This window comes from Mycolicibacterium nivoides, from assembly GCF_003855255.1.
Taxonomy (GTDB): Bacteria; Actinomycetota; Actinomycetes; order Mycobacteriales; family Mycobacteriaceae; genus Mycobacterium; species Mycobacterium nivoides.
The window spans coordinates 2209788-2222779 of the sequence record NZ_CP034072.1 but is presented as its reverse complement, the minus strand read 5'-3'; the positions used below and the strand labels follow the sequence as shown (position 1 = coordinate 2222779).

12 protein-coding genes are annotated in these 12992 nt (G+C 66.4%); 7 read left to right on the top strand and 5 right to left on the bottom strand.

What is annotated here, in order from left to right:
• The first annotated feature begins 5 nt into the window (after nucleotides 1-5).
• Entirely contained in the window at nucleotides 6-989 is a 984-nt protein-coding gene (locus EH231_RS10525) for a LacI family DNA-binding transcriptional regulator (protein WP_124712375.1), read from the top strand.
• Here EH231_RS10525 and EH231_RS10520 read toward each other — a convergent pair.
• The 4 genes from EH231_RS10520 to EH231_RS10505 are packed head-to-tail and all read right to left on the bottom strand — an operon-like array spanning nucleotide 986 to nucleotide 5056.
• Complete coding sequence (locus tag EH231_RS10520; RefSeq protein WP_124712374.1) at nucleotides 986-1978, bottom strand: Gfo/Idh/MocA family protein; 993 nt, start codon at nucleotides 1976-1978, stop codon at nucleotides 986-988. The genes EH231_RS10525 and EH231_RS10520 overlap by 4 nt on opposite strands.
• Complete coding sequence (locus EH231_RS10515) at nucleotides 1975-2883, bottom strand: sugar phosphate isomerase/epimerase family protein (protein WP_124712373.1); 909 nt, start codon at nucleotides 2881-2883, stop codon at nucleotides 1975-1977. The genes EH231_RS10520 and EH231_RS10515 overlap by 4 nt, the downstream gene beginning before the upstream one ends.
• Nucleotides 2880-3887 carry a Gfo/Idh/MocA family protein gene (locus tag EH231_RS10510; RefSeq protein WP_090431763.1) on the bottom strand — a complete coding sequence of 336 codons (1008 nt, stop codon included), beginning with the start codon at nucleotides 3885-3887 and terminating at the stop codon, nucleotides 2880-2882. Before EH231_RS10510 ends, EH231_RS10515 begins: the two co-directional genes overlap by 4 nt.
• Nucleotides 3884-5056 carry a phytanoyl-CoA dioxygenase family protein gene (locus EH231_RS10505; RefSeq protein WP_124712372.1) on the bottom strand — a complete coding sequence of 391 codons (1173 nt, stop codon included), beginning with the start codon at nucleotides 5054-5056 and terminating at the stop codon, nucleotides 3884-3886. Before EH231_RS10505 ends, EH231_RS10510 begins: the two co-directional genes overlap by 4 nt.
• An 83-nt stretch (nucleotides 5057-5139) precedes the next feature.
• Between EH231_RS10505 and EH231_RS10500 the strand changes: the two genes are divergently transcribed.
• On the top strand, nucleotides 5140-6144 hold the full coding sequence (locus EH231_RS10500) for a LacI family DNA-binding transcriptional regulator (protein WP_124712371.1): 1005 nt from the start codon (nucleotides 5140-5142) through the stop codon (nucleotides 6142-6144).
• Nucleotides 6145-6154: 10 nt separating this feature from the next.
• Here EH231_RS10500 and EH231_RS10495 read toward each other — a convergent pair whose 3' ends face one another.
• Entirely contained in the window at nucleotides 6155-6397 is a 243-nt protein-coding gene (locus tag EH231_RS10495; RefSeq protein ID WP_124712370.1) for a hypothetical protein, read from the bottom strand.
• 177 nt (nucleotides 6398-6574) lie between these two features.
• Here EH231_RS10495 and EH231_RS10490 point away from each other — a divergent pair, with 177 nt between their 5' ends.
• The 5 genes from EH231_RS10490 to EH231_RS10470 all read left to right on the top strand — a co-directional run bounded on the left by EH231_RS10490 (nucleotide 6575) and on the right by EH231_RS10470 (nucleotide 12749).
• Nucleotides 6575-7423 (top strand): PfkB family carbohydrate kinase, encoded by an 849-nt coding sequence (locus EH231_RS10490; RefSeq protein ID WP_090431755.1) that lies wholly within the window; start codon nucleotides 6575-6577, stop codon nucleotides 7421-7423.
• A 342-nt stretch (nucleotides 7424-7765) separates the two neighbouring features.
• Nucleotides 7766-9712, top strand: coding sequence for a 2-oxoacid:acceptor oxidoreductase subunit alpha (locus EH231_RS10485; RefSeq protein ID WP_124712369.1), 1947 nt, complete (start codon nucleotides 7766-7768; stop codon nucleotides 9710-9712).
• Nucleotides 9709-10791, top strand: a complete 1083-nt coding sequence (locus tag EH231_RS10480; RefSeq protein WP_090431751.1) for a 2-oxoacid:ferredoxin oxidoreductase subunit beta — start codon at nucleotides 9709-9711, stop codon at nucleotides 10789-10791. The genes EH231_RS10485 and EH231_RS10480 overlap by 4 nt, the downstream gene beginning before the upstream one ends.
• A gap of 19 nt (nucleotides 10792-10810) precedes the next feature.
• A complete protein-coding gene (mobA, locus tag EH231_RS10475; RefSeq protein WP_124714240.1) occupies nucleotides 10811-11374 on the top strand; it encodes a molybdenum cofactor guanylyltransferase in 564 nt (187 codons plus the stop codon).
• Between the two features lie 1051 nt (nucleotides 11375-12425).
• On the top strand, nucleotides 12426-12749 hold the full coding sequence (locus tag EH231_RS10470; RefSeq protein ID WP_065461838.1) for a transglycosylase family protein: 324 nt from the start codon (nucleotides 12426-12428) through the stop codon (nucleotides 12747-12749).
• Nucleotides 12750-12992 lie beyond the last annotated feature (243 nt).

Sequence of the window (12992 nt, the reverse complement as noted above, 5' to 3'; positions counted from 1 at the left end):
ACCGGATGCGCGATCGGCCCACCCTCCATGACGTGGCTCAACATGCCGGGGTATCGCGTGCCCTGGTGTCGATCGTGATGCGCGATGCCCCCGGTGCCAGTGCCGCCACCCGGGAACGGGTGCGCCGCGCCGCCGACGAGATCGGCTACCGGCCCGACCTGCGGGCCCGGATGTTGCGTTCTCAGCGCTCCAACCTTCTCGGCGTGGTGTTCACCGCGGGCCAGGAGTTCCACGCCGGCTTGGTCGACGGTGTCTACCGGGCGGCCGAGATGCGCGGGTACGACGTGCTGTTGAGTTGTGTCACCCCGCACCACGACGAACGGCGCGCGGTCCGGACCCTGCTCGACGACCGCGTCGAGGCGCTCGTGTTGATCGGTACCGAACTACCGGTGCGCGAACTGGTCGACATCGACACCCGGCTGCCCGTCGTGGCGATGGCGCGCAAGGTCCGCGGTGTGGACGCGGTCCGCAACGACGACACGTTCGGGGCCGGACTGGCTGTCGGCCACCTGGCCGAACGGGGCCACACGGCGATCACCTACCTGGACGGCGGTCGGGCACCCGGCGCGGCCGAACGCCGCAAGGGCGTTCGCCGCGCCGCCGCCGCGGCGGGGATTGTCGTGACCCTTCTCGAAGGCGGCACTACCGAACGTGAAGGAGCTGCCGCAGCGGCCGCGCTGTGCGCCGAACCATCCCTACCCACAGCGGTATTCGCCTTCAACGACCGCTGTGCGCTGGGCTTCGTCGACGCGGCGATCCGGGCCGGAATCCGGATCCCGCAGGACGTGTCGGTGGTCGGGTTCGACGACAGCCCGCTGGCAGGACTGGCCCATGTGGACCTGACAACCGTCGGACAGGACAGCGCGCAACTCGCCGAGTTGGCAGTGGGCCGAGCCGTCGAGCGGATCGAAGCGACCGGCGATCGGGTCGATGTGGTGTGCGAACCCAAGCTCGTGGTGCGGGGTTCGACCGCGGCGCCGCGGCACTAACGCGTGGGTAGTCCCGCGGCCCGGTATGCGGCGTCGACGTAGGCCATGTTGGTCACCGCGTCCGCGACTCCGAACGGCAGCGTCGCACCGTTCTGTACGTGATCGGCGAACGCCTCCAGTTGGTAGGTATAGCTGGCCCGGGTGCCGAGTCGCTCGACGCGTTCGCCGGCGGCCGTCCGCACGGTGATCCCGTCGTCGTCGTTGGGCCGGATGAAATCGTGGACCAGCACCTCACCCTCACTGCCGACGATCCTGATAGTGAACGAATACTCGGGCGCCACCATCGAATTGGCGGTCAACCCGGTCGCGCCGCCCGGGAAACCGACCTCGACATCGCACGTCGCATCGACATTGGTCGAGCGTTGCTCGGCACGGGCAGTGACGATTGACGGTGCGCCACGAAGCCCGTCGACGTCCAGACGGCCCAACGATCGCAGGACGTGCATGCCGTAGCAGCCGAGGTCCATCAGGGCCCCGCCGGCCAGTTCCAGGGACCAGCGGGGGTCATCGTCGTCCGGTGCGGGCATCGCCATCCGCACCTCGACCCGGGTGAGCCGACCGATCTCACCGCCGGCGGCCAGGGCAAAGGCCCGCTGTGTGACCGGGTGGAAGAAGTAGTGGAACCCCTCCAGCACCGTCACTCCCGCGGCCTCGGCGGCCCGGGCGACTGTGGCGGCCTCAGATCTGTTGCGTGCGAATGGCTTCTCGCTGAGCACGGGCTTGCCGGCGGCGATCGCCGCCAGATTCCACGGCGCGTGCAATCCGTTGGCCAACGGGTTGTAGACGACATCCACCTCGGCGTCGTCGATCACCTCGGGGTACGAGCCGAGCACGCGCTCCACACCGTATTTGTCGGCAAAAGCCGCCGCGCGCTGCGGATCACGCGCGGCGACCGCCACCAGCCGGTGTCCCAGTTCCTGCGCCGGCCCCACGATGGCCTTCTCAGCGATCCGGGAAGCGCCGAGCACACCGATGCGCAATCCGGTCACGAGGTGACGGACTTCAAGTACGCCACGCTGGTGCGCACGTCGGCGACCGGCCCGTCACCGACGGGCGCGTCGTCCAGGATGGTGTCCTGCTCCATCACGAACCATCCGTCGAAACCGTTGTCCCGTAAGACCGAGACGATGCCCGCGATGTCAACGTCACCAGTGCCCAAGGGCGTGTACATCCCGGCCTTGACGGCATCGGTGTAGCTGACCTCACCGGACTGCACCATGGCGGCCAGCGCAGCGTCCACGTCCTTCAGATGAGTGTGCTTGATGCGGTGCGGGACGGCCTTGGCCAGCTCAAGGGGGTCGGTGCCGCCGATCAGCAGATGGCCGGTGTCCAGACAGAGCGGGATCGTCGAGCCGGCCAGCACTCGGTCCACATCGTCGCGAGTCTCGACCATGGTTCCCACGTGCGGATGCAGCACCGCAAGCAGGCCGCGGGCGGCGACGATCGAGGCCAGCCGGTCCAGGTTGGACAGCAGTGTCGCCCACTGGTCGTCGTCGAGCACCGGCCGGGAGTCGTAGCCGTCGAAACCGGTGGCCGCGGCAAGCACCACGACCCCGGCGCCGGCCGCCACCAGCGAATCGAGCGGTCCGGCGAGGTCATCGGCGGGATCGTGGCCGGCGTTGTGCAGCACCACCGGGACGAACCCACCTACGCAGGCCAGCCCGTGCCGGGTCAGCACGGATTGAAGTTCGGCGGTGTCGGCGGGCAGGAAGCCTTCCGGGCCGAGTTCGGTGGCGGTCAGGCCGGTGTCGCGCATCTCGGTGAGCACGCGTTCGGGGTCGAGTTGATGACCCCAGCCGGGTACCTCGCAGACGCCCCACGAGATCGGCGCCCCGGCGATTTTGATTCCCCGGTCGCTGCGCTCCTGCCCGCCGGTCTTGATGTTGGCGCTCATGCGTTGCGAACCTCCTCGATGCGCACCGGGGTGCCCCGACGCAGGGACTCGGTGGCGGCCTCGGCCAGCCAGGCCACCTCGACGGCGTCGGCCACCGTGGCGCCGGCGACCGGCGCGCCCTTGGCCACCTCCACGAAGCCGGCCAGCTCCGTGCGGAACGCTTCGGTGAAGCGGTCCATGAAGAAATTGTGTGCGGGGCCGGCCGGGAATGTGTTGGCCGGGTCGACATTTCGCATCGGCACACCCTGATCCCAGCCGGCGGCGACACTGTCGTCGAACCCGTGAACCTCAAGGCGGCAGTCGTATCCGCGGGCGTTGTAGCGGGCATTCGACACGACGCCCAGCGCACCTCCGTCGAACCGCACGATCACCGCGGCTGTGTCCACGTCGCCGTACTCGGCGAAAAGCGGGTCGCCCTGTACGGATCCGGTGGCGTACACCTCGACCGCGTTCTGGCCGGTGATCCAGCGGATGATGTCGAAATCGTGCACGGCGCAATCACGGAAGATTCCGCCGGAGCCCTTGATGTAGTCCAGCGGCGGGGGAGCCGGGTCCATCGTGGTGCTGCGCACCGTGTGCAGGGTGCCCAACGACCCGTCGTCGACCGCACGCTTGGCGGCGGCGAAGGCGGCATCGAAGCGGCGCTGGTATCCGACCTGCACGGGGACGCCGGTTCGTGCGATGGTCTCGGCGACCCGCGCGCTCTCCAAGGCGGTGGAGGCGATCGGCTTCTCGCAGAAGGTCGGGATGCCGCGCCCGACGGCGGCCAGCGTCAGCTCGGCGTGCGCGGGTGTCGCGGCGGCAACCACCACGCCGTCGATGCCGGAGGACAACAGTTCCTCGACGGTGTCGACGGCTTTGGCGCCGTGCTTGGCGGCCACCGCCGCGGCCACGTCGGTGCGCTCGTCGGTGATCACCAGCCCGTCCAAACCGTCCAAGGCGGAGAGGGTTTCGGTGTGGAATGCGCCGATGCGGCCCAGTCCGATAACGCCGAGCGTGGTCATGGGATTCTCCGTTCGTGTTGCTGATCGAGGATGGTGTCGAGTTCTTCGGGAGACAGATCGCCGGCCAGTGCGGCCAGCACGGTGTCGACCTGGCTGGGCGGCGCCAGACTGCCGATGGGTTGGTCCCTGTCGAGATTCGTCGGGAACGCGTAGCCCTCGGCGGTGGCGTTGACGGCGTTGGACAGCTCCCGCTCGGAGTAACCCGCGGACTTCATCGCCAGCAGGGCCGGGTACACGGCCCGGACCATCGCGGTTCGATCGAGTGCTTCCATCGCGCGCCCGAACGGCGAGGAGATCTGCAGCAGGTTGGCCATACGCCGGATGTCGGTCGAGGTGTTGGTGCCTGCGCCGTGATACAGCGCCGGATTGAAGAAGACCGCATCGCCCTTGCGTAGCGGCACCTGAACCTGGTGGGCGGCGAAGAACTCGATGAACTCCGGCCGGTAGAACGCGATGTACCCGGCCTCGAACGTCTGCGAGTACGGCAACAGCATGGTCGGCCCGCTGGCCAGCGGCATGTCGCAATGCGCCACCGCACCCTGCAGCGTCATCGCCGGCGACAGCCGGTGCAGATGTGCGGGGTAATCGGCCAACTGGTCCGGAGTGACGAAACCGAGGTGATAGTCGCGATGCGGAACCTGTGCTGCACCACCGGGATTGACGACGTTGACCTGTGAGGTGACCTGGTAGCGCGGGCCCAGCCAGGCCTGTGACACGACGGCCAGTGCGTCGTTGGCGTAGTACTCGGCGTACACGCCGGGGGAATGCAGGGCCAGCTTCTGCGCGGCATTCCAGATGCGGTCGTTCGCACCGGCCTTGCCGAAGTGGTCACCGGCGGCGGCGCCTTCGGCGCGCTGGGTTTCGATCAGCGCGCCGAACGCAGCGCCGGCCCGATCGACGACGTCCTCATCGAAGGCACCTTCGAACACCACGACGCCCGGGCCGTCGGCCAACGCGCCGATCAACTCGGCCTGCAGCCCGCGGCGGTCGGCGCCGGCGATGGTGGCGGCCGAGTACACCGGGACGTTGTGCCGGATATCGGCGGCCAGGGGGTAGTCGTCGGCGTCGGTGGTGCGGGACACCTGGGCGCGGAACTCGTCGAGGGAGCAGTCCGCTTCCTCGATCCAAGCCCGGGGCCTGGTCTGCGATGTCCGCAATGTCGTGGTCATGGCTGACAGTCTTGCTGTGTCCTGTGGCACAATCAACGGCAAAAATCCATCAAAAAACCATCAGCAGGCATCGGAGGTCGGAGGTGGCGCACCGATACAAGGTCCGTGAGATCGCTCAGCAGTGCGGTTTGAGCGAGGCCACGGTGGACCGGGTGCTCAACGACCGCCCTGGCGTGCGTGAGAACACCCGAGCCGAGGTGCGCCAGGCGATCGCCGATCTGGACAAGCAACGGGCGCAGTTGCGGCTCAACGGGCGTCGCTACCTGATCGATGTGGTCATGCAGACCCCGCAACGGTTCTCCGACGCGTTCCGGGCCGCCGTCGAGGCCGAATTGCCCACGTTCGCCCCGGCAATGCTGCGGGCTCGCTTCCACCTGTGGGAATCCGGCTCGACCGCCCAGATGGTCGACACCCTGGCGGGCATCCGCAGCAGCCACGGCGTGGTGCTCAAGGCCGCCGACGAACCCGAGGTGGCCGAGGCCGTCGATCGCCTGGTCGCCGCCGGTGTTCCGGTGGTGACGTACACGACCGACATCCCCACCAGTGCCCGCAGTGCATACGTCGGCATCGACAACCACGGGGCCGGTGCGACGGCGGCCTACCTGATCGAGCAATGGCTGGGACCCGCCCCCTCCGAGGTGCTGATCACCCTGAGCCGCACGGTGTTTCGTGGCGAGGGCGAGCGTGAGGTGGGATTCCGGTCGGGGTTGCGCGGTTCCGGTCGCGCGGTCGTCGAGGTCACCGACAGCGATGGCATCGACGCGACCAACGAACGGCTGGTGCTCGACGCGCTGCAGCGTCACCCGTCCGTGGAGGCGGTCTATTCACCAGGAGGCGGGAACGCTGCCACGGTGGCGGCGTTCGAGAAGCTCGGACGAGAGTGCCGGGTGTTCGTCGCCCACGATCTCGATGTGGACAACCGCAGACTGCTGCGGGAAGGCAGGATTTCGGTGGTCCTGCACAACGATCTCCGGGCCGACGCGCGACTGGCGATGCGGCTGATCCTGCAGCAACACGGCGCACTGCCGGGCGAGCCGGTCCGCCCCGTACCCATTCAGGTGATCACGCCATACAACCTGCCGGCGTGAGCCTTCGGGCTTATCCGGGCTCTGCGGTCGGTGCGGGTTGCGCCTTGACCGGTGGCGTGGCTGCGGGTGTGTCGGGCCGGGATGGCGGTACGGATTGGGTCACGGTCTCGCCGAACTGCATGGTGGATTCGGCTGCGGGCACGGACATGTCGGGTGTGCTCTGGATCTGGGCTGTTTGGAGGCCCAGTACCGCCATGACGGCGGCGGCCGCCAAGCCGGCGGTACAGAGGAGGAGTTTCAGTCTCGAATCCATGCGCATTTGGCACTACCCTTCGTCACAACATTGGCTATCTATGTGATTTGAATGCGGATCCCGCGAGTGACATTCCGCTCCGGCGGCGATGTGAGGTGGATCACATTTTGATGTCGGGACGGGGAGTCGGGCAGGGTCGGGGAGCGCGGCGATCGTCCAGACCGGGAGACTTCATCCATGCCACGAGAGCTAGTCCCTGGGGTAACCGTGCTCGGCAACCTCGCGATCGACATCATCAACGGGGCTCCGCCGAGCCCGGGGGGATGCGCGTCGTTCGCGGGAGTGGCGCTGCAGGCGGCCGGCGGACCCGGCCGGATCATCGCGATGGGTGCCGAACGTGATCACGCCCTGTTCGACGAGTTGCGCGCGCGGTTCGGGTCGCTGGTGCAGATCCTGCCCTCGGAAGTGACCAGTTCGTTCAGCCTCGACTACGACGACACCGATCACCGTCACATGGGTGTGCAGGCTATCGGCCCGGTGTGGACCGCCGCGGACATCGACGTGGCCGATCCGGCGACGACATGGGTGCACCTGGCCCCGCTGCTCCGCACCGATTTCCCGGCGGAGACGCTGGCCGCCCTCGCGGCACGCGGCCATCGGGTCGCCTATGACGGGCAGGGGCTGGTGCGGGCCGACCGATTGGGGCCGTTGATCGAGGATCGCCACTTTCCCGCGGGCCTGCTGGCCGATGTCGACATCCTCAAGCTCGCCGAGGATGAGGCGGTGATCGTCGCCGACGGTGCGTTCGACGCGTCGAGCGCGGAGCGACTCGGCGTCGCGGAGATCCTGGTGACCTACGGCTCGGAAGGATGCGACATCTATATAGAGGGTGCGGTGGAACGCGTGCCGGCCGCCTGGCGGGTCCTGGATGTTCAGACCACGGGGGCGGGGGACATGTTCACCGCCTGCTACGTCGCGCATCGGGCGGCGGGCCATGATCCGCGTCGCTCGGCGGAATCGGCCAGCGAACTGGTGGCCAGGGAGTTGGACAAGCGGGTTCACACCGGGGCACCCGGCCTGGCGTAGCCGCAGGTCGAGGTCTAAACTCGACAGGTGTCAAGTTTGTGCTTGCCGGTGCTAGCGGAGAGCTACCGGCCAGTAGCCTTTTCCTTAGAGAATGACATTCTCCTAAACGTGACGAAAACCACAGTTCTGTCTCAAATGGGCTTCCTTCACGCCCACGAACAGCACCTTCGGCGGGAACCCACCCGCGTGTCGGGGCACGGCGCGGTGAAGCGCAGCCTAAGAGCAGTGCAATAATCGGTACTGGTAGTGACATCAAAATTCGGTGGACGTTCGATCCGGCGGCGCGTCACATGACAGCGGCCCGGAAAGACGTGGTCAAAGAACGTGTGAAAGGCGGTAGCCGTGGGTGAGAACGGCAACGGCAATGGCGCCGCGCCGCGGCAGAAGCTGGAGAAGGTCGTCATCCGCTTCGCCGGCGACTCCGGCGACGGTATGCAGCTGACCGGTGACCGCTTCACTTCTGAAGCTGCACTGTTCGGAAACGACCTGGCAACCCAGCCGAATTACCCGGCCGAGATCCGCGCGCCACAGGGCACTCTGCCCGGTGTGTCGTCGTTCCAGATCCAGATCGCCGACTACGACATCCTGACCGCCGGAGACCGCCCCGACGTGCTCGTGGCGATGAATCCCGCCGCGCTCAAGGCCAACGTGTCAGACCTTCCCCGCGGCGGCCTGATCATCGCCAACTCCGATGAGTTCACCAAGCGCAACCTCGCAAAGGTCGGATACGACAACAATCCGCTAGAGGATGACACGTTGTCCGACTACGTGGTGACCTCCGTTGCGATGACGACGCTGACCTTGGGCGCCGTCGAGGTGATCGGCGCCACCAAGAAGGACGGCCAGCGCGCCAAGAACATGTTCGCCCTCGGCCTGCTGTCCTGGATGTACGGCCGCGAGCTCGAGCACAGTGAGGCCTTCATCCGGGAGAAATTCTCCCGCAAGCCCGATGTGGCCGAGGCCAACGTCCTGGCCCTGAAGGCCGGCTGGAACTACGGAGAGACCACCGAGGCATTCGCCACCACCTACGAGGTGTCGCCGGCGAAGCTGAAGTCGGGTGAATACCGGCAGATCTCGGGTAACACCGCGCTGGCCTACGGCATCGTGGCCGCCGGGCACCTGGCCCAGATCCAGGTGGTGCTGGGCACCTACCCGATCACTCCGGCGTCGGACATCCTCCACGAGCTGTCCAAGCACAAGAACTTCAACGTGCTGACCTTCCAGGCCGAGGACGAGATCGCCGGCATCGGTGCGGCAATCGGTGCCTCCTACGGCGGCGCGCTGGGTGTCACCAGCACCTCGGGCCCGGGTGTCTCGCTCAAATCCGAGGCGATCGGCCTGGCCGTGATGACCGAACTGCCGCTGCTCATCGTCGACGTGCAGCGCGGTGGCCCGTCGACGGGTCTGCCGACCAAGACCGAGCAGGCCGACCTGTTGCAGGCGCTGTTCGGCCGCAACGGGGAATCGCCCGTCGCGGTCCTCGCCCCGAAGTCGCCGTCGGACTGCTTCGACATCGCCGTGGAGGCCTCGCGGATCGCGATCGACTACCACACCCCGGTCATCATCCTGTCCGACGGTGCGGTCGCCAACGGCTCTGAGCCCTGGCAGATTCCGGACATCAGCACCTACCCGCCGATCGAGCACACGTTCGCCAAGTCCGGCGAGCCGTTCGCTCCCTACGCGCGCGACCCCGAGACCCTGGCCCGTCAGTTCGCGGTGCCCGGCACTCCGGGCCTGGAGCACCGGATCGGTGGTCTTGAGGCCGCCAACGGCTCGGGCAACATCTCGTACGAGCCCAAGAACCACGACCTCATGGTGCGGTTGCGCCAGGAGAAGATCGCCGGCATCAAGGTGCCCGATCTGGAGGTCGACGACCCCACCGGCGACGCCGAACTGCTGATGCTGGGCTGGGGGAGCAGCTACGGCCCGATCGGCGAGGCCTGCCGGCGGGCCCGGCGCAAGGGCATCAAGGTGGCCCAGGCCCATCTGCGCCACCTCAACCCCTTCCCGACCAACCTCGGTGAGGTGCTGCGTCGCTACCCGAACGTGGTGGTGCCGGAGATGAACCTGGGCCAGCTGGCGCTGCTGCTGCGCGGCAAGTACCTGGTCGACGTCCAGTCGGTGACCAAGGTGGAGGGCATGGCCTTCCTCGCCGACGAGGTCGAAGGCATCATCGATGCGGCCCTGGACGGCACACTCGGTGAGAAGGAAAGTGACAAGGCCAAGTTCGCCCGGTTGGCGGCGGCCACGATTGAGGTTGAGGCGAGCGGTGTGGGAGCGAACGCATGACTGATCTGATCGGCGCAGACCTGGGGCTGACAGAGGCGGGACTGACCAAGAACGCCCTGGTGCCCACCACCGACCAGCCGCAGAAGGGCAAGGACTTCACCAGTGACCAGGAGGTCCGCTGGTGCCCGGGATGCGGTGACTACGTCATCCTCAACACCATCCGCAACTTCCTGCCAGAGTTGGGCCTCAAGCGCGAGAACATCGCGTTCATCAGCGGTATCGGCTGCTCCAGTCGGTTCCCGTACTACCTGGAGACCTACGGCTTCCACTCGATCCATGGTCGCGCCCCCACCATCGCCACCGGCCTGGCCCTGGCCCGTCCGGACCTGTCGGTGTGGGTCGTCACCGGTGACGGTGACTCCCTGTCGATCGGTGGTAACCACCTGATCCACGCGCTGCGCCGCAACGTCAACCTCACGATCCTGCTGTTCAACAACCGGATCTACGGCCTGACCAAGGGTCAGTACTCGCCGACCTCCGAGGTCGGCAAGGTGACCAAGTCGACCCCGATGGGTTCGCTGGATTACCCGTTCAACCCGGTGTCGCTGGCGCTGGGAGCGGAGGCCACGTTCGTCGGCCGCGCGCTGGACTCCGATCGCAAGGGTCTGTCCGAGGTGCTGCGCGGCGCGGCCGAGCACCGCGGCGCCGCGCTGGTGGAGATCATGCAGGACTGCCCGATCTTCAACGACGGATCGTTCGACGCGCTCCGCAAGGAAGGCGCCGAGGAACGGCTGATCAACGTCACCCACGGTGAGCCGATCAAGTTCGGTACCGACGGCGAGTACTGCGTGGTCAAGTCCGGGTACGGCCTGGAGGTCGCCAAGACCGCCGACGTCGCGGCCGCCGACATCGTGGTGCACAACGCCGAGATCGATGACCCTGCCTATGCTTTCGCGCTGTCGCGGCTGAGCGAGCAGAACCTCGATCACATGGTGATGGGTATCTTCCGCAAGGTCAGCCGGCCCACCTACGACGACGCCGCGCGCCAGCAGGTCAACACGGCCATCGAATCCAAGCCTCATGACACCGCAGCTCTGCAATCCTTGCTGCGTGGCAAAGACACCTGGACCGTCGACTGACCCCGCTGACCAAAACAACCTGAGCACAGCCCCGCTCGCCGCCGTAGTTCTGGCGGGCGGGGCTTCGCGCCGTATGGGGCGCGACAAGGCGACGTTGCCGTTCGACGGCTCGACGATGGTCGAGCATGTGGTCGCCGCGGTGAGTAGGCGCTGTTCACCGGTCTTCGTGATCGCAGCGCCCGGCCAGCCACTGCCGCCGCTGAGCGCCGAGGTGCTCCGTGACGAGGTGCGTGGAGTCGGGCCGCTGGTGGCGACGGGTCGCGGACTGCGTGCCGTTGCGGAGGCCGGCCTGGACCGCGCCTTCGTCTGCGCCGTGGACATGCCGTATCTGTCGTCGGAGCTGATCGACACCCTGGCGGCCTCTGCGGAGCGGTCACCTGCCGATATCGTGTTGCCGTGGGACGGCAGGGACCACTACCTGGCGGGGATCTACCGCAGTGCGCTCACCGAGCAGATCGCCGATCTGGTGCGCAACGGCCGGCGCAGCATGCGGGCGCTGGCCGAGTCCGTCGATACGCAGCGGATCGTGATGGCACCGCAGCGCGCGCTGACCAACGTCAACACCGCGGCCGATCTGCCCTGAGCCGAGTTATGTGACGGACAAATCTCAGCAAATTGCGAATTAGCACGCCAACTGGGCTGAATTTATCGTACCGAGATAATTGGCACGGTATTTCACCGTATTTGAGCTCCTGGAAGTCGGATCAATTCGGAAAACGTCATCCGTAGATGGCCATCGGGTGTGCGTGAAAGTCACTGGCGCTCATGATCATTCGACTTGTTGCGCAGTGTGGGAACTTCGCTCGCTATTCGCTGCGGCAGGTGTTCAGCGTGTCTAAGTTTGTGCCAAAAGGCCCCTGACCGCTCGGTTTGTCGGATCCGAGCGATTCGGATTCGTGCCGCAGGGTTGGCCGGGCTGACTGACGATTCGAGTCGCGGTGGTGAAAGACCTTGTAGCTCAGTCTGTTTGGCGAGTCAGCTACCGACTCTGCGGGTGTCGGACATGGGACGGTTCGGCCCTGTCCGCGGTGGACGACGGAGGCGATATCCCTTGTGTGCCAGGATGATCGGATGTCGGCGCTGGCTCGGGGAGCCAGGTGTCTGTAGCGAACAGATTCTCTTGGTGTGGCGCGTAGTGACACTCGCCGATGGCTTCTACCAGCGACTTTGTTGTCCCAAGTGTTGTTTGCTCGCGATATCGCACCGGAATCAAGTGGGCCAGTTCACAAAAAATGGGTGATCTGCCTCACTTTCCGTTTGCGCCGATCACGAAACGGTAACGACGACTATCCGTCGCTGACCTGCACAAACGATTCGTTCAGCGTCTCGTTATCTGTCCGTGATCTTTCCGCGATCGCTTCTACATCGAGGTGACTTCTCTCCGAGACCTTTGTACGGTCCAAAGCGTCTCCACAGGGAGCAAATAATTTCAACACCAAGAACCTGCGTGTGAGTGGGGCCGCGGTGGCGATTACGCCCGACGCGGGGGCCTGGGTCTGATCCCGGGCCGGGCACTGTGGCCCTCCCTTTCGTGCCTGACCGAGACGGCGCGAACCAACCCCTCCGGCCTGGATTCAGGCTTCCGCACCCGCCTGGCGGGTGCTGTTTGGCGCGCGCTTGGCGAGAGGAACGAAGTGAAGAACATCCGCAAGACGTTTGGGCTGGGCATCATTGCTGGAGCGCTCGCTGTGGCTCCCGTGGCACTGGGTGCCGGTACCGCCAATGCGGACAGCGTCAACTGGGACGCCGTCGCTGCCTGTGAGTCGGGTGGCAACTGGGCGATCAACACAGGTAACGGGTACTACGGTGGCCTGCAGTTCAACATGGGCACCTGGCGCGCCAACGGTGGCTCGGGTTCTCCCCACCAGGCCTCGCGTGCCGAGCAGATCCGGGTCGCTGAGAATGTGCTGCGCTCCCAGGGCATCGGCGCGTGGCCGGTGTGCGGCAAGCGCGGCTAGGACAGAGCCGCTCACAACGTGAGCCACTGACAACTTGATACGAAGCGGCGCCGGGCCTCTGCCCGGCGCCGCTTCTGTTTCATCAGAAGGCCCTCCGGTTGCTCCAGCCTCGGCTACCTCTGAAAAAACTTCTGCCCCCTCTGTAACGCGTGACGTTGGTCACACGAACCCATTAGTGACCGCACAGTTGCACGAACGTGATCGGCATCTGCAGCGGTCCTTGGTGTCAAAGGTCGGGGAAGG